At 65.1% G+C, this 16085-nt stretch carries 15 protein-coding genes; 6 read left to right on the top strand and 9 right to left on the bottom strand.

Going from position 1 to position 16085, the window contains the following annotated elements; all coding sequences use genetic code 11:
* Positions 1 to 19 precede the first annotated feature (19 nt).
* Complete coding sequence (locus RU01_RS02560) at positions 20 to 409, bottom strand: nuclear transport factor 2 family protein (protein WP_052493089.1); 390 nt, start codon at positions 407 to 409, stop codon at positions 20 to 22.
* Between the two features lie 696 nt (positions 410 to 1105).
* On the opposite strand from RU01_RS02560, the gene RU01_RS22710 reads away from it, so the two are divergent.
* The gene (locus RU01_RS22710; RefSeq protein ID WP_156148764.1) at positions 1106 to 1588 is read left to right on the top strand and encodes a hypothetical protein; all 483 of its coding nucleotides are present in this window, start codon (positions 1106 to 1108) and stop codon (positions 1586 to 1588) included.
* Between the two features lie 93 nt (positions 1589 to 1681).
* On the opposite strand, the gene RU01_RS02550 is transcribed toward RU01_RS22710, so the two are convergent.
* From RU01_RS02550 to RU01_RS02530, 5 genes are all read right to left on the bottom strand, one after another.
* Positions 1682 to 3916 carry an NADP-dependent isocitrate dehydrogenase gene (locus RU01_RS02550; protein WP_042572935.1) on the bottom strand — a complete coding sequence of 745 codons (2235 nt, stop codon included), beginning with the start codon at positions 3914 to 3916 and terminating at the stop codon, positions 1682 to 1684.
* A 222-nt stretch (positions 3917 to 4138) separates the two neighbouring features.
* Positions 4139 to 4888 (bottom strand): amino acid ABC transporter ATP-binding protein, encoded by a 750-nt coding sequence (locus RU01_RS02545; protein ID WP_156148765.1) that lies wholly within the window; start codon positions 4886 to 4888, stop codon positions 4139 to 4141.
* Between the two features lie 26 nt (positions 4889 to 4914).
* Complete coding sequence (locus RU01_RS02540; protein ID WP_027504852.1) at positions 4915 to 5655, bottom strand: amino acid ABC transporter permease; 741 nt, start codon at positions 5653 to 5655, stop codon at positions 4915 to 4917.
* Positions 5656 to 5666: 11 nt separating this feature from the next.
* On the bottom strand, positions 5667 to 6527 hold the full coding sequence (locus tag RU01_RS02535; protein WP_042572933.1) for an ABC transporter substrate-binding protein: 861 nt from the start codon (positions 6525 to 6527) through the stop codon (positions 5667 to 5669).
* Between the two features lie 169 nt (positions 6528 to 6696).
* The gene (locus tag RU01_RS02530) at positions 6697 to 7710 is read right to left on the bottom strand and encodes a LacI family DNA-binding transcriptional regulator (RefSeq protein WP_042572932.1); all 1014 of its coding nucleotides are present in this window, start codon (positions 7708 to 7710) and stop codon (positions 6697 to 6699) included.
* A gap of 169 nt (positions 7711 to 7879) precedes the next feature.
* Between RU01_RS02530 and RU01_RS02525 the strand changes: the two genes are divergently transcribed.
* The 4 genes from RU01_RS02525 to hydA are packed head-to-tail and all read left to right on the top strand — an operon-like array spanning position 7880 to position 11770.
* The gene (locus tag RU01_RS02525) at positions 7880 to 8842 is read left to right on the top strand and encodes a dihydrodipicolinate synthase family protein (protein ID WP_042572966.1); all 963 of its coding nucleotides are present in this window, start codon (positions 7880 to 7882) and stop codon (positions 8840 to 8842) included.
* On the top strand, positions 8832 to 9986 hold the full coding sequence (locus RU01_RS02520) for an NAD(P)/FAD-dependent oxidoreductase (protein ID WP_231568572.1): 1155 nt from the start codon (positions 8832 to 8834) through the stop codon (positions 9984 to 9986). Before RU01_RS02525 ends, RU01_RS02520 begins: the two co-directional genes overlap by 11 nt.
* A gap of 6 nt (positions 9987 to 9992) precedes the next feature.
* On the top strand, positions 9993 to 10379 hold the full coding sequence (locus RU01_RS02515; protein WP_042572931.1) for an allophanate hydrolase-related protein: 387 nt from the start codon (positions 9993 to 9995) through the stop codon (positions 10377 to 10379).
* Positions 10349 to 11770, top strand: a complete 1422-nt coding sequence (gene hydA, locus RU01_RS02510; protein ID WP_231568571.1) for a dihydropyrimidinase — start codon at positions 10349 to 10351, stop codon at positions 11768 to 11770. The genes RU01_RS02515 and hydA overlap by 31 nt, the downstream gene beginning before the upstream one ends.
* Positions 11771 to 11793: 23 nt before the next feature.
* Here hydA and RU01_RS02505 read toward each other — a convergent pair whose 3' ends face one another.
* From RU01_RS02505 to RU01_RS02495, 3 genes are all read right to left on the bottom strand, one after another.
* Positions 11794 to 12519 (bottom strand): hypothetical protein, encoded by a 726-nt coding sequence (locus RU01_RS02505; RefSeq protein ID WP_042572930.1) that lies wholly within the window; start codon positions 12517 to 12519, stop codon positions 11794 to 11796.
* A gap of 46 nt (positions 12520 to 12565) precedes the next feature.
* Positions 12566 to 13447 (bottom strand): DUF1942 domain-containing protein, encoded by an 882-nt coding sequence (locus RU01_RS21985; RefSeq protein ID WP_269430084.1) that lies wholly within the window; start codon positions 13445 to 13447, stop codon positions 12566 to 12568.
* Between the two features lie 86 nt (positions 13448 to 13533).
* Positions 13534 to 14421, bottom strand: a complete 888-nt coding sequence (locus RU01_RS02495; RefSeq protein WP_156148763.1) for a hypothetical protein — start codon at positions 14419 to 14421, stop codon at positions 13534 to 13536.
* A 384-nt stretch (positions 14422 to 14805) separates the two neighbouring features.
* Here RU01_RS02495 and RU01_RS02490 point away from each other — a divergent pair, with 384 nt between their 5' ends.
* Positions 14806 to 16080, top strand: a complete 1275-nt coding sequence (locus tag RU01_RS02490; protein ID WP_042572928.1) for an MFS transporter — start codon at positions 14806 to 14808, stop codon at positions 16078 to 16080.
* Positions 16081 to 16085: the final 5 nt, after the last annotated feature.

The following is a 16085-nucleotide window of genomic DNA, read 5'->3' as shown; positions in this document are numbered from 1 at the left end:
GCCCGGCCGACCTACACCGTCATCTGGGAAGAGCCGTCTTGATGTCTGCCGACCGCTTGCGGGCGACTGCTTGGATTGGAGTTCCCTGATGAAACAGCAGCGTCCACCCAGCATCTACCCTGCGCCACCACGAGCTTCGGCGCGCGTGACGACCCTCATGCCTGGTCTCGTACGTCACGAGAACCATGTCGTCGGCGACCCATCGGCCGTTGAAGTTCGCGCTCTCGATGGGCTCCGACTCGGGTGCTTCGATCAGCGCTGCAATCATCTCGCGCCGCGTCCACAGCCGGCCCGACGCGCCGATCTCCTCGAACGACGGGTCGAGCAATCGGTCGAGTTCAGTTGGCGATGAGCGCGTCTGCGGCTCGAGCAGTGTCTTCTCCAGACCGATCACGTGCTCCATCGTCATGTCTTCCACCTCATGATCGTGGACTATGAACCCCGGTTTCCGGGGGCAGATTTCCACTATCAGGTCCTGTCGTACGCCGGCCGTACTCTCCGAGCACACGATCCTGGGGGGGACCTGATGAGTAAGAGCCAACGTAGGCCCAAGGCCGAAAAGCGCACCGCGCAAAGACGGCCGGCATTGTGCTGGCACGACGTGCTGAAACAATTTGCCGAATGGTTGGTGCGCTCAGGCTGCACCACAGACCCGTTGGCGGCATATTCGACGGCGATGGCAGTCGACCGATCCAGCCGCGAACACGACATCGTGGTCACGGGATCCGACATACCGCTGGAGCTGTTCGACACAGACTTATACGCCGATGACTGCGGACACACACCCTGGTCACCTTACGACACTGTCGATGCTCTCGGTCTTTTCGCTAGATTCGTTGTCGAAGAACGTGTTTCGCCGACACAGACAGACGACTTCGCGGAGATCGTCGGGGTCTCGCCGCCACGCGTGGCATCGGTCCCGCGTCGTTGCTCGGCACCACTCGGTCCGACCACCCTGACGTCTCACGTCCGGCGGGTTGCTGCCTGGTGCGAGGACAACGGCAGTGTTCCCAAACCCTGCTTCGCACACCCGCGCTCGAGCAGGCAGCTTCGAGACGCCCTCAGCCCGACCGGTGAAGGCGACACCCTCAGCGAACTGCTGTCGATGGTGACGTACCAGGTGGTTATCGCGACCGCGTTGGGAGTGGGCGTCCTGCGCAACGAGGATCGAACACTTCGAGCAGGAGACGCGTTCGATCACTGGCTCTCGGCACCGAGCGAGGAGTGGCGACGCCGAAGTCTCATCGAGGCCTATATCGCGTGCTTGGAACCCGTTGTCGCACTGAACGCCTCGCCGCAGCGGGAGATAGCCGCAGCCTGCGCGGCGCTGTGGTTCATCCTCGTCCGCTCCCTGGTCGACGACCCAGCCCATGACGGCGAAGCTTTCGACGCGGGCATCGACACCGACATCGAGAAAGTCAGCGCGTGGGTGTTCGTGCGACTGGCAACCATGGTCGACCTCGGACTGATCGTCCCGGTGAACGGACAGTTCTGTGTTCCGGACTCTCACGCGCCGGCACTTATCGAGGCGCTCGATCGTCGTCGTCTCGACACGTCGACGCCGGCGGATCTCGAGCGTCGATCCTGATCGTGGACTTCAGACCCCGGATTCCGGGGCCCAAAGTCCACAAACGACTCTGGCCCATGCACGACGCGCGTGCATGGGCCAGAGGGCCGTGAACTACTTGGTCGCAGACTCCAGAGCCTGATTGAACGTCTTGCTCGGACGCATGATCGAGGTCGCCTTCTCGGGATCCGGGTAGTAGTACCCGCCGATGTCGACGGGCTCACCCTGCGCGTCGCCGAGCTCCTTGACGATGGCCTCTTCCTGATCGGCCAGCGTCTTGGCGAGCGGCGCGAAGTGCTTCGCCAGCTCCTCGTCCTCGGTCTGGTTCGCCAACTCCTGCGCCCAGAACTTGGCGAGGTAGAACTGGCTGCCGCGGTTGTCGAGCTCGCCGGTGGTGCGCGACGGGCCCTTGTTCTCCTCGAGCAGCTTGCCGGTCGCGGCGTCGAGGGCCTTGCCCAGGACGTTCGCCTTGCCGCCGGTCTTCTTGCCCAGGTCTTCGAGGCTCACGGCCAGCGCGAGGAACTCACCGAGCGAGTCCCAACGGAGGTGATTCTCTTCGATGAGCTGCTTGACGTGCTTCGGCGCGGAACCGCCGGCGCCCGTCTCGTACAGTCCGCCGCCGGCCATCAAGGGAACGATGGACAGCATCTTGGCGCTGGTGCCGAGCTCGAGGATCGGGAACAGGTCCGTGAGGTAGTCACGGAGGATGTTGCCGGTCGCGGAGATGGTGTCCAGGCCGCGGACGACGCGCTCGAGTGTGTACCGCATCGCGCGGACCTGCGACATGATCTGAATGTCGAGGCCCTCGGTGTCGTGATCCTTCAGGTACGTGCGCACCTTCTTGATCAGCTCGTTCTCGTGGGGGCGGTACGGGTCGAGCCAGAAGAGCACCGGCATCTTCGAGTCGCGCGCACGGTTCACGGCGAGCTTGACCCAGTCCTGGATCGGCGCGTCCTTGACGATGCAGAGGCGCCAGATGTCGCCCTTCTCCACGTTCTGCGTAAGCATGACCTCGCCGGTCGCCACGTCGACGATGTTCGCGACGGCGTCCTCTTCGATTTCGAAGGTCTTGTCGTGCGAGCCGTACTCCTCGGCCTTCTGCGCCATGAGGCCGACGTTGGGAACGGTGCCCATGGTCGTCGGGTCGAACTGGCCGTTCGTCTTACAGAAGTTCACCATCTCCTGGTAGATGCGGGAGAAGGTCGACTCCGGGTTGACGGCCTTGGTGTCCTTGGGACGACCGTCTGCTCCCCACATCTTGCCGCCGGCGCGAATCATCGCGGGCATGGAGGCGTCGACGATGACGTCGCTGGGCGAGTGGAAGTTCGAGATACCGCGCGCCGAGTCGACCATGGCCAGCTCGGGACGATGCTCGTGGCACTTGTGCAGATCCTCGACGATCTCGTCGCGCTTCGACGCCGGGAGGGTGTCGATCTTGCTGTAAAGATCGGAGAGGCCGTTGTTGACGTTGACGCCGAGCTCTTCGAAGAGCTCGTTGTGCTTGGCGAAGGCGTCCTTGTAAAAGACGCGCACCGCGTGACCGAAGACGATGGGGTGCGAGACCCGCATCATCGTGGCCTTGACGTGCAGGGAGAACATGACGCCGGTCTCGTAGGCGTCCTGCATCTGCTCTTCGTAGAACTTGTCCAGAGCCTTGGCGCTCATGAACATGCTGTCGATGACGTCGCCGTCGGTCAGCGAGACCTTCGGCTTCAGGACGACGGTCTTGCCGCTCTTCGTCTCGAGTTCCATCCGGACGTCGCGGTCGCCCTCGACGGTCATCGACTTCTCACCGTGGTAGAAATCGCCCTCGCGCATGTGCGCGACATGCGTGCGCGACGCCGGCGACCATTCGGTCATGCTGTGCGGGTGCTTGCGCGCGTACTCCTTCACGGCCTTCGGCGCGCGGCGGTCGGAGTTGCCCTCACGGAGAACCGGGTTGACGGCGCTACCGAGGCACTTGGTGTAGCGGTCGCGGATCTCCCGCTCCTCGTCCGTCTTCGGGTTGCCCGGGAAGTCGGGGATCTTGTAGCCCTTGTCCTGCAGTTCCTTGATCGCGGCGTGCAGCTGCGGTACCGAGGCACTGATGTTGGGGAGCTTGATGATGTTCGTGTCGGGCAGCTGCGTCAGCTTGCCCAGCTCGGCCAAGTTGTCCGGCACCCGCTGGTCCTCGTCCAGGTAATCGGGGAACTCGGCGAGGATACGACTGGCAACGGAGATGTCGCTCGACTCCACCTCGATCCCGGCTGCGCTGGCGAAAGTGCGGATGACCGGCAGGAACGCGTGAGTCGCCAGCATGGGCGCCTCGTCGGTCAGGGTGTAGATGATGGTCGGCTTTTTCTCAGTCATTGCAGGTCTTGCCTCGTTTTCCGTCTGCTCGACGTCGTCTGTCCTTGTGGGCTCGGAGACAACTTTAGTCGTGCAGGGCTGTGTTGTGGCGACCCCGGTCCAGCGGGCTCGACGTGTCTCGAGACATAACCTGACCTGCGCCGACGATCTTCCACCGGCGGTCCGGGAGGCTACCGGTGAGTAACCTGCGGTGACCGGCGGCGGAGGTCGGGCGCCGGTGACTCACAGCATTCGACTCAGGAACTGCTTCGTGCGTTCGTTGCGCGGATTGTCGAAGAATTCATTCGGCGCCGCATCCTCGACGATGCGCCCGTCGCTCATGAACACCACGCGATCGGCAGCCGCTCGCGCGAACCCCATCTCATGACTCACCACGACCATGGTCATCCCCTCGTCGCGCAGTCGCAGCATGACGTCGAGAACCTCCTTGACCATCTCGGGATCCAGCGCCGAGGTCGGCTCGTCGAACAGCATGACCTCGGGCTTCATCGCGAGCGCTCGCGCGATGGCCACCCGCTGCTGTTGACCGCCGGAGAGCTGCGACGGGTAGTTCTCACTCTTGTCACCGAGTCCGACGAGCGTGAGCAGCTCCTGGGCTTGCAGTCGCGCCTTGTCCTTGGGCGTTCCGAGCACGTGACGTGGGCCGGCGGCCACGTTGTCGAGCGCCGTCATCATCGGGAACAGGTTGAAGTTCTGGAACACCATCCCCGTGTAGTGGCGCTGCCGGGCGATGCTCGACTCGGACAGTGGTGTCCGCTTGCCGTCGTCGGAGAAGCCCATGAGTTCCCCGCACACCCGGACCGTCCCCGACTCGATCGTCTCGAGGCAGTTGAGTGTGCGGAGCAACGTGCTCTTCCCGCTTCCCGACGGCCCGAGGAGTAGCACCACCTCACCCTTGGCGACGCGGAAGTCGATGCCGTCGAGCACCACGAGATCGTTGAACGCCTTGGTCATGTCCTGAACGTCGATCATCGTCAGGTTCGCGATCGCCTGATCGGTCATCGGTTCACCGCCTCCGCGTCGATGACACTGTCGTCGAGCGCTGCCATGTCGGTTCTCCCTTTGCGACGATAGTTCCTGTCGTATCCACGTCCGGCTCGTACTTCCAGACGCTTCTGGATCAGACCCCAGAGCGTGGTGAGCAGGAGGAAGTAGAGCGCTGCTGCGCACAGCCCCTCGAGCACCCTGAAGTTCACCTGAACCAGGAACTGCGTGCGGCGCAACAACTCCTGGACGGAGATCACCGAGACCAGCGTCGTCGTCTTCAGCAGGCCGTTGAAGCTGTTGCCGAGCGGAGGGATCATGACGCGCAGCGCCTGGGGCAGCACGACGACGCGGAACACCTTGGTCGGCGACATCCCCAGCGCTCGTGCCGCTTCCGTCTGCCCCGTGGGGACGGACAGCAATCCGGATCGCACGATCTCGGACAGGTAGGCAGCTTCGTTCAGCACCAGTCCGAGCAGCGCCGCCTCGATGACGCCGAGCTTGATGCCGACCTGGGGCAGCCCGGTGTAGATGATGACGAGTTGCACGAGCAGCGGGGTCCCTCGCATCAGCCAGACATAGAACCCCGATACCGCGCGGAACGGCAGGAACTTCGACGAACGGGCGACCGCGACGACCACCGCCAGCACGAGCCCCAGGATCATGCTGACCACGGTGAGCCAAATGGTCACCCAGGCGCCCTCCAGCAACTGTGTACTGGTGAGGATGGAGAAGAACGCGTCCCACGACCACATGTCGGAGCCTCTCAGCTCTCGAGCGGGCCGGTGCTGACGGCGATGTCACCCTCGTACCCGCTGACGTCGTACTGCTCGAACAGGTCAGGCAGGTAGCCGTCGTCGCGCATCTCGGACAGGACGCGAGCGACCTCACCGGCGGACTTGCTGCCCTTCGCGAAGCCCATGGCGAGGGGCGCCTCGTTGATGCCACCGATGGCGGTCTCGAAGCGACCGTCCTCCTGGTAGAACGAGGTGACCGACTCGACGATCGATGTTCCGTCGAGCTGCCCTGCCGAGAGTGCCTGATAGGCATCGGCATTCGTCTTGAACGTCTGCACGGTCAGCGGCGCCTTGCCCTCCGTCGCGAACTGTTCGGACAGCGCGGTGAGAGTGTCGAATTCGTATCCGGGCGCTTCCACACCGACCGTCTTGCCGGCGAGGTCTTCCACCGTGCTGATGCCCTCGGGATTGCCCGACGGAACCGAGATCGACACGGCCTGAACCTCGTACGGCACCAGATCGATGGTTTCGGCGCGCTCGGGTGTGTAGAACATGCCGGTGTCGATCATGTCCCACCGACCACTCTGCACACCGGGGATCTGGGCCTCGAACTCGATGTTGACGAACTTCGGTGTCAGGCAGAGTCGCTTGGCGATCTCCTTGCCGAGGTCGACCCGCATGCCGATCACTTCGCCGTCGGCGTCGACGTACTGCATGGGCGGGAGGGTGGCATTCGTGGCCATGGTCAGCGAGCCCTCCTCGGCGAGATCGGCTGCGCCGAGAGTCGGAGTGCAGTCCGTCGGCGCGGCATCCTGCTCCGACGAGGAGCCGCACCCGACGAGGCCGAGGGTCAGGACGCCGGCGGCGGCAATTCCGATGAGCGTGCGCATAGGAGAGACCTTTCGGTGTCGACTGCTGTCCGCAGCGACTGTCTGGATCGGGATGGTCGACCTCGATGGGATCGATTGCATGAACCATCGCAGAGTTCCCGCGAACACGTCAACGTGGTTAACACGGACGACACGTGTTTCAACGAAAGTTAACGTCGGCCCTCGTGAATCACGAGTTCACGACGGGCGCACACGACGCGCGCTCGACCAATCGGGCGCCGATCCGGTACGTGCGGCCGTCCGGCTTCGACGGCTCGCTCATCTGCTGGAACAGGAGATCCATCGCGACGTTGGCCAGCTGTGAGGCACCGTTGTCGACGACGGTCACGGCCGGGTGCCACAGCGAGAGCCACGGCATGTCCTCGTGGCAGATCAGCGACAGGTCGCTGGGCACCGACACCCCTCGTCCGACGAGTGTGGGCAGAATCCCGAACACTGCCTCGTGGTTCGCCGCGTAGAGCGCGGTCATGCCGGATGGTTCGTCGAGCAGCGAATCGACTGCTGCGACACCGAATTCCGTGGTGAACGGCCCTTTCCTGACCAACGACGGGTCGACCTCGATGCCGTGGTCCGCCAGTGCCGAGCGGTAGCCCTCGAACCGCTCCCTGCCGGAGGTGGCGTCTTCGAGTCCGCCGATGTAGCCGATGCGTCGGTGCCCCAGGTCCAGGAGATGCGCCGTCGCATCGCGCGCGCCGTCCAGGTCGTCGGCGAGGACGGTGGGTGCGGCGCTCCCTCGAACCGACCTGATTACGTTGACAACAGCCCGGCCCTGGGCCAGCAGAGCATTGGATTCGACTGCGCTGCGACCACTCCCGATGACGATGGTTCCATCGACTCCGTGGTCTCCCAGCATCGCGAGCACATCTCGCTCGCGGGCCGGGTCCGCATCGGTGATGCACAGCAGAACCTGAAAGCCGTTGTCCGAGCACCTCTTGTGGACAACTTCGGCCACGGTGTGGAACGTCGCGTTGAGGAGGTTGTTCATCACGAGACCGACGAGATGCGACTTGTTGGAGCGCAGCGCACTCGCGGCCCTGTTGGGCCGGTACCCCAGTGTTCGGGCCGCCTCCTCGACGGTCCGTCGGGTATCGGCCGAGATCAGCGTCGACCCGCTCAACGCCCGGGAAGCCGTGCTGCGCGAGACTCCCGCGGCAGAAGCTACGTCAGCCAGAGTGACCGTCATCGACCCTCACCTCCCCTCGTCGCCGATCGTGCACAGACTCTCCCACGCCGAGCCTCGCTCGTTACAAGTGCGTTTCCGGCTTGACGATGTGTCTTCACCGACGGCAGTCTATGCAATCGATCCCATCGAATCGACCCAGTCCGGCTTCCACGCCGCACGAAAGGTATTCATGAACCGCGATGACGTCGCCTGGTCCGGCTACTGGCCCGCTGCACCCACCCCGTTCACCGCCGTCGGCGCAGTCGACACGGACGCTCTGGCTTCTCTCATGAACCTGTACGCCGACCACGAGGTGGACGGTGTTCTCGTCAACGGCAGCACCGGCGAGTGGTTCAGCCAGAGTGACGCGGAGCGGCGAACCGTCGCCGAGGTCGCCATCGATGCGGTGCGCGGACGCTTCCCCGTCGTCATCGGTGTCAGCGCGTACACCGCACGCGACTCCGCAGCACTCGCGCGGCATGCCGAGTCGGCAGGCGCCGACGGCGTGCTGGCCACACCTCCGCCCTACGTTCATCCGTCGAAGGACGAACTGCTCGCCTTCTATCGATCCGTCAGCACCGCAACGGCATTGCCGTTCATGGTCTACAACTGGCCGCGTGGAGTCGCTGTCGACATGGGCACTCTTCCCGGCCTGTTCACCGAGCTCGCGGCGCTCGACAACGTGGTGGCTGTCAAGGACAGCACCGGCAACTGGCTCTCCATGCTCGACACCGTCGAGGCGGTGGCGGGCACGGTCCGAGTCTTCGGCAGTTTCCTTCACCACCGCGGACTCGCAGCGTTGCTGGATTTGGGTGGCGACGGGAACATCGACGGCGGCGGGGTGGGCGCACCCTTCGCCGTTCCGTTCTACCGTGCCGTCGCTGCGCGCGACGCGGCCGCCGCGCGGTCCTGGGCCGACAAGTACCGCGCGCTGTCGGGACGCCTGATCAATCCCGACTACAGCGGCGTGTACGCCTCTCCGATTCCTCAGCTCAAGGCCGTCATGAACCTTCTCGGACAGCCCGGCGGCAGCGTGCGCGAACCGCTGTTGCCCGTGACGGACCCGACGACGCTGGACCACCTGGCGCGGATCGTCGAGGACTCGGGAATCGCCGACGCATCCCGGACAGCAGGAGTGGGCAGTGCAGTCTGACTTCGACGTGGTCGTCGTCGGAGCCGGCATCGTCGGCGCTGCGACGGCCCTGGCACTGACGAGGTCCGGCGCTCGCGTCGTCGTGCTCGACCGATCCGCGCCCAACACCGGTGGTTCCGGGACAACCGCGGGCAACCTCCACATCCAGACGATTCACACTCGACGTCCCGGCCAGGGTGCAGCCGTGGACGTCCGACGTCTCCTTCCGCTGCAGCACCGCACCAGCTCGCTGTGGAACGACCTTGCCGACAGCGTTCCCGGTCTCGGCCTCAACCGCTGCGGTGGGTACATGGTCGCCGAGACGGAGGACCAGGTGCAGACACTCGGGACCAAACACGACTGGGAACGCGCGGCGGGAATCCCCACCGAGGTGCTGACCGGATCCGAGGCACGCCGGGCGCTGCCGGCGCTGGGACCCAGCGTCGAAGCCGCGACCTGGTGTCCCCTCGACGGATTCGCGGAGCCTGACCTCGCGGGGCCCGCAACTCTGCGTCAGGCCGAGGCCGAGGGTGCCGTCCTGCGGTCACACTCTCCCGTCACGGGTGTGGAACGAGTCGGCGACCTGTGGACGGTGACCACTCCAGACTCCACGTGGGTCGCACCCACCATCATCGACGTCGCCGGTCCGTGGATGGCCGGCATCGCGTCGATGGCCGGCATCTCGTTGGACCTTCGGCCGACGTCACTGCAGATGCACGCACTCGCCGCACCCCCGCACACCCTCGACGTCCTCGTGCAGCACGTCGGGGAGGGCATGTCGATCAAGCAGGACCGGCGGGGTCGCCTCGTGCTCGGCGGTGGGTGGCCGGCCGGCGCGTTCCACGACACCGACGCTGCGTCGTCCCTGCCCGAGAGCACCACCGGGAATCTCGCACAGGTCGAGCGACTGCTCCCCTCCCTCGCGGCGCTCCCCCTCGTCGACACGTGGACCGGCCCCGTACTGACGACGCCCGACGAGATGCCGGTCATCGGTGCCGTCGACGGCGCACCGGGGTTCTACGTCGCCGGCGGCACCTACTCGTTGACCTTCGCACCGCTCTGGGCGCAGCTACTCACCTCGATGGTGCACGGACGAGTGCCGGACATCGACGTCAGCGAATTCTCACCGGCTCGACTCACCTCGTTCGCAGAACACGGAAGGTAGGCATCCATGGCACTGGTCACGATGTTCGTCAACGGACAGGCGATGTCCGGAGGAACGCTCAACGACGCCCTTCACCGAGCGCGACTGCTCGGCCCGGCCGTCACCGCACCGAAGTACCAGTTCTTCTCCGTACGAGACGAATTCCCCGGACTGCACCCCGTGTCCTCCGGTGGCCACGCGGTACCCGGTGAGCTGTACGAGGTGGAGTACGACGTCCTCCGAGAAGAGCTTCTTCCTCGCGAACCCGAGGAATTGGAGCTCGGCGTCATCGAGCTCGCCGACGGGGGTGGATCCCTCTCGATGCGCATGCGCCGTGAGGCGCTCGACCGCTCGGATGTCACCGACATCAGTGAGCTCGGCGGGTGGCTCGCATACCGGGCGACGCTGCGATGAAGGTGATCAGAGGAGGAACCCTCGTCGAGTCGAATTGGCACGGGCCCGCCGATCTCCTGATCAACGACGGCACTGTCGTCGCCGTTCTTGCTCCCGGCGCCGACGTGGACCCAGCAGCGGAGGTCGTCGACGCCACCGGGAAGCTGGTGATGCCCGGAGGCGTCGACCCGCACTGCCACGTCGGCTTCACGTCGGGCGAGTTCACGTCATTGGACTCGTACCGCGAGTGCACGACGGCTGCCGTGTTCGGCGGCACCACGACGATCGTCGATTTCGCGATCCCGCGGCCCGGTCAGTCCCCGCTCGATGCCGCGGAGCAGCAGCGGCTCAAGGCGACCGACGGCCTGTGCGACTCAGCCCTGCACGCGTGCGTCGTCGACTGGGACGACACGACCGCGGACCAGCTGGCCACGATGGCGCAGGACGGCATTCGCACCGTGAAGATGTTCACGACCTATGCCGGCGAGACCATGGCGAACGAGCACACCATTCTCAAGACCATGCAGACCACTCGCGATCTGGGTGGGATGGTCATCATCCACTGCGAGTCGGACGCCATCGTCACGGATTCGCAGACGACGGCGGCCGCCACCGAGGGCATCGACGCGGCCCACATGTCGATGACGCGACCCGAGATCGCCGAGACGGCAGCCGTTGCCGCCATTCTGGCGATCGCGGAGTCTCAGGACGCGCCCGTCTATTTCGTGCATCAATCCACGGCGGCGGCAGTCGAGCTGGTGGCGGATGCCCGCACCCGAGGACTCGTCGCCTTCACGGAGTCGGTGGCCCACCACCTGATCCTGGACGACAGCGCCTACGGCGGCGAGAACCCCGAACGGTTCGTGTGCTGCCCACCACTCAGGTCGGCCGACGCAGTCGAGGAACTGGGACAGCACCTGTTCACCGGCCACATCACCACCATCGGATCCGACCACTGCTGCTACGACACAGCGCAGAAGGAGGTCCACAGCCACGATGTCCGCCACATGCCCAATGGGCTACCGGGAGTGGAGACCAGGCTGCCGGTCATCTTCTCGCGCTACGTGCGCGACTCGAACCTGACCGCCAGCAGGTTCGTCGAGCTCACGTCGACGAATCCGGCCAAGACCAACGGGCTCTTCCCTCGCAAGGGAACGCTGATGCCCGGCGCCGACGCGGACATCGCACTGTGGGATCCGGACGTCGAATGGACCGTCGACGTCGACGCGCTACACATGGCTACGGACTACACGCCGTATCAGGGGATGACGCTTCGAGGGAAGCCCGTCACCGTGCTCGTCGGAGGAACCGTCGTCGTCCAGGACGCGGAGCTGGTCGACGGGACGCCGAGGGGTAGGCATCTGCGGGCCGCCCCGCTCGACTTCGAGGGCGGGCGGCGGACATCCATGTGAGCGTGCTGCGCAGGTGGGCCGGGCTACCGCCGCGCTCGCGCAGCTGGGATTCCACGTCCCGCGTTCCATAGTGCATGATCAACTTCCCAGGCAGTGATTCGAGACCCATCCGAGGCGGAGTTGAGTCGCTCGACCACTCGCGCAATCAAGCGCGCCGCCTGATCGGGCTCCAGATCAAGCTGGTGGGACGCAAACCAGCGCAGCACCATTCGGTCCGGTTTCACACGCGAATCGTCGCCGACCAGCATCCAGAAGTAACTTCGTCGGATGCCGTGAGATCCATCTCCAGGGACACCGCTCAGGTCCGTCTCCACTCGCTCGAACAACGCGAGGTCGGTGAGCGCGCTTCTGGCGTCATCGATCGTGTGAATCCCGTGGCGGACGAGGATTCGCGCGTACTCGAGTGCCGCCTCCGACTTGAGTGCGCCCCCACTGGTCGACGTTCGTTGCCGATTCGTGCGGCCCGTCAAACTGTCCACGTCGTAGGTGTCCAAGAAGCGCTGTAGCGGAACGGGATCTGCCGTGGCCGGCGCAGAGTTCTCCACGGAGGCTTCGTGAACTCCGAGATCGTTCGCCACCCGCTTCACGACTGGCACCACTGTCGAGTCGTAGCGCGATCCGATACTCCAGACGGCGTCCAGAACACAGAACGTGACGCTCACCCATCTGCGCTTCCGGGGTTCCGGCTTCAACGCCGCGACGGCAGCGGTGACACGGTCGAGGTCGGCGTCCGATATCGGTTCAATCATGTGAGCCATCGTGCATCGGCCGAGCCGATTGCACAGAGTTTCCGTACTAGCACGGAATTATGTAGCTCGGATCGGTCGTCTCGTCCAACCACTTTCCGTACGCGCCGCCCCCGGCGGCGCCGACTGCGGCGCAGATCTCGGACTCCGTCCGCCCGGCGACGCGGTAGACGGCGTAGATCGCATTGCCTTCCGCAGTTGCCTGGCGCAGCGACGGGCACGAATTGTCCGTCCGCAAGTACCGAGAACCCAAGTTCCGGGACAGTTGCTCGGACACCTCCTGTTCGTAAAAGCCCGGCGCTGTCGCCGAATACAGAACGACGATTCCGGTGCCATCGCAGGACGGAACAGTCATCGGAGTAGGCAGATCAAGGTCGCCCCGGATGGTTTCGCTCTGCCCACCCCCGCTTCTCGGCGCCGGCGCGTTACCGGGCGCGGACTGCCCGACCCATCGTGCCAACTCCTCACCCAAGGCACCGTTGTACCGGATAGATGTGATCGGCGGACCCGTCACGTCGAAGGCGACAACACCCTTGATGCGGTCTCCGGCGGACACAGTTCCCGCGAGAAGTTGACCGTCGACGGTTCCGAGTGCGGCCCCGTACGCCGTGCCGTCAGACGCCCGCGCCGTGAAGTACAGGGGATTGACGTTCGTGGTGCCGTCCACGCCCTCCACAGTGACGGTGATTTGCTGCAGGTCACCGGCGGCCGGGAGACCGTACGGCGAAGGCTGCGCAGATGAGAGGCTCTCGACCGTGACTCTCGTGAGCACGCCACCATCGTCGACGCTCTGCATGGCACCGATAGGCGCGGCGTCCTCCAACGGGGCAACGTTCGCTGTCGCCCCGCCGCTGGCAGGGCTCGCGGAACCGCTGTCGGCACTTCCGCTGACGCTGTGGCCACAGCCTGTCAGGGCGACAGCGAGAACCATGAAGACGCTTGCTGATGTTCTGACGACCCATCGAGGTCTGTCGGACGTCGACGCAGTCCGTCCCACCGAGACGATGCGATCACGAGTCACCATGCGTCTGCCGCCACGCGCTGAGCTGCGGATGACGACAACGATGTGATCGCATCGGCCAGTTCGGATTCACTCTGCCCACCGGCGAGCCCGGGAGTCGCCGGTACGGACGACATCGTGACGCTCAAGCTCACCGTCCCCACCGACCATGCCGCCTCGACGAGACCGAATTCGTCGTTGACGATGGCGCTGCCGCCGTCGAGGGCGACCAGCCGGCCGGCGTCGGAAAGGAAGTCGTTGGTAGCCAGCTCTGCCGACAGGACATCGTCCGCCGCAGCGGCCGGATCGGCGAATTCGGTCGCGGTGAAGCCGACTTCGCCTTCCGCGGTCGAGCACACCCAGGAGGCGGTGGCACCGTCGGGGATATAGGCGGTCGGGTCGTCAGTGACGTCGCCGAGGGTCGCGTTGAAACCATTGCGGGTGAGCGCGTCGGTGTCGATCAGCGCGCAGGCGTCACGACGGCGAATGTTCGATGCAGCGGCGAGGGAGGATTCGCGTTTCTCCCGATAGTCCGCAAGTGAGCCGTCCGGGTCTGGAAACTCGACACCACCGGGGCACTGATCGATGTAGGAAGTCGCTATCGCAGACGTATCGGTCCGCCCGTCAACACCGGCGACGGGTTGCCCTGAGTACATGATCCAACACGGCCTGCCAGTGCCGTATATGTCCTGGTCAGACTCCGGCGTCCAGTCGAAAGCGGTGATGTCGTAGTCCGCGGAGTTCGCGTACCCGTAGCAGTAGGCAGCCGACGTGTCCGCCAGATAGGACTTCACGCATTGATCGGTCAGCGACACGATGTCCTCGTAGTCGACGGTGTCCGCAACGAATCGGATGTTCGACTGACCGCCCTTGGCCTCTTTCGTAACGGACTCTGTTCGCACCATCGATCGATCGAACGTCGGTCCGGCCTCGTTGGCCGTCGATTCCGGCGAGGTAAGCATCTCGCTGGGGCCGGCCGTTTCCGACGCAGACGTTTCGGTCGACGGTGCACTGCACGCAGCGAGTACTGCAACGGCTAGGGCAGGCACGAACAGCATTCGCTTCAGATACAAGGCTTCCTCAACTCACAACGGACGACGACACACCACTGCGTCAGCACTACGTCGGTGTTGTCGCCTCTGTCCCGAACCTCGTTACATGGAGGAGCCGACGAACTGCCATGTGAACGAGTGTCACGTCACTGTCGTCCGGGGCCGGCCCGTGACGACCACGCTCCTACCCCACCCGCCCGAGAAGCAGGATTCCGACGGATACGCCAGACTTCCACCGTGTCGACGACCGACAGAGCACGCGTCCCCCGTTTCGGCATCGTCGGCGGCTCGTTCGCCTTGCTCGGCGCCCTCTACTTCGCGCAGGGGTTGCCCTTCGGCTTCTTCACCCAGGCACTGCCCGTGGTGTTGCGGCGGTCCGGCTACTCCCTGGTCGCGATCAGCGCGAGCGGAGTGCTGTTCGCGCCATGGGCGCTGAAGTTCCTGTGGGCACCGTATGTTGACAGGTACGGAAGTCGACGACGGTGGCTGCTCTCGCTCCAACTCGGCGCAGCGGCAGTCGCATTGGTACTGGCCTGCCTCGACCTCGCGTCCGGCCTGCAGTGGTTGTTCGTCGGCATCGCCGTGGTGAACGTTCTGTCCGCGACGCAGGACGTCGTCACCGACGGGCTCGCCGTTCGGCTACTCGATGCACGCGACCGAGGTGTGGGCAACGGGATCCAACTCGGGGCGTACCGCATCGGCATGATCGTCGGCGGCGGCGTTCTGCTGTGGCTGTTCTCGTTCGCGGGATGGCGAGCACTGTTCGTCGCGATGGCCGTGTTGATCATCGCGTCTACGATCCCGGTCCTCCTGCTTCGCACTCAACTCGACAGAGCAGATGTGCGGCCAGCGGAATCGACGACCGCTGTCCGCCTCGCCGGGACATGGTGGGTTCGCCTACGCCGACCGGGTGTCCTGGCGTTCATCGGCCTGATTGCCGCCTACAAGTTCGGCAACTCGATGGGGTCGGCCCTCGTCGGTCCGTTCCTCTCCGACCTCGGACTCTCCCTGGGTGAGATCGCGCTCCTCGAGGGCGGTGTCGCCTCGGGCGCTGCGCTCGCCGGTGCCGCCCTCGGTGCGTGGTACGCGACGCGCTTCGGTCGACGGCGCGCCCTGCTCGTCGCCGGCATCACCCAGACCCTCGCGCTCGGCTTTTATGTCGCCGCGGCACTCGACATCGGCGGGCTCGCCCTCGTGGTGACAGCCAGCGTCAGCGAGCACGTCTTCGGCGGCGCCGCGACTGTCGTGCTGTTCGCCCTCATGATGGACGCCTCCGAACGTGTCTACGCGGGAACCGATTACACCCTGCTCGCATGTGCCGTCGTCTTCTCGCAGGGCATCGCCGGACTCGCGGCGGGCGTGGTGGGCCAGGCCTTCGGTTACGCCGCGATGTTCGGGACGGGTCTCCTGCTGTCCGGGCTGGGGTGCGCGCTCCTGCTCTGGGCACTGAAGAAGGGCATCGGGCCTGTGCAGTTCAGCGAGTCGGGCGCTATGGCCCCCGATAGAGGCTGACCGCG

This window comes from Rhodococcus sp. MEB064 (genome assembly GCF_000834565.1).
GTDB lineage: Bacteria > Actinomycetota > Actinomycetes > Mycobacteriales > Mycobacteriaceae > Rhodococcoides.
Note: the sequence above shows the minus strand (reverse complement) of the source record. Positions and strands in the feature narration are given on the sequence as shown.

Excerpts from the sequence above, each read along its gene's own strand:
- RU01_RS02560 (WP_052493089.1), bottom strand. The coding sequence starts at position 409 with ATGACGATGGAGCACGTGATCGGTCTGGAGAAGACACTGCTCGAGCCG.
- RU01_RS22710 (WP_156148764.1), top strand. The coding sequence starts at position 1,106 with ATGGTGACGTACCAGGTGGTTATCGCGACCGCGTTGGGAGTGGGCGTC.
- RU01_RS02550 (WP_042572935.1), bottom strand. The coding sequence starts at position 3,916 with ATGACTGAGAAAAAGCCGACCATCATCTACACCCTGACCGACGAGGCG.
- RU01_RS02545 (WP_156148765.1), bottom strand. The coding sequence starts at position 4,888 with ATGATCGACGTTCAGGACATGACCAAGGCGTTCAACGATCTCGTGGTG.
- RU01_RS02540 (WP_027504852.1), bottom strand. The coding sequence starts at position 5,655 with ATGTGGTCGTGGGACGCGTTCTTCTCCATCCTCACCAGTACACAGTTG.
- RU01_RS02535 (WP_042572933.1), bottom strand. The coding sequence starts at position 6,527 with ATGCGCACGCTCATCGGAATTGCCGCCGCCGGCGTCCTGACCCTCGGC.
- RU01_RS02530 (WP_042572932.1), bottom strand. The coding sequence starts at position 7,710 with ATGACGGTCACTCTGGCTGACGTAGCTTCTGCCGCGGGAGTCTCGCGC.
- RU01_RS02525 (WP_042572966.1), top strand. The coding sequence starts at position 7,880 with ATGAACCGCGATGACGTCGCCTGGTCCGGCTACTGGCCCGCTGCACCC.
- RU01_RS02515 (WP_042572931.1), top strand. The coding sequence starts at position 9,993 with ATGGCACTGGTCACGATGTTCGTCAACGGACAGGCGATGTCCGGAGGA.
- RU01_RS02505 (WP_042572930.1), bottom strand. The coding sequence starts at position 12,519 with ATGATTGAACCGATATCGGACGCCGACCTCGACCGTGTCACCGCTGCC.
- RU01_RS21985 (WP_269430084.1), bottom strand. The coding sequence starts at position 13,447 with ATGGTTCTCGCTGTCGCCCTGACAGGCTGTGGCCACAGCGTCAGCGGA.
- RU01_RS02495 (WP_156148763.1), bottom strand. The coding sequence starts at position 14,421 with ATGGTGCGAACAGAGTCCGTTACGAAAGAGGCCAAGGGCGGTCAGTCG.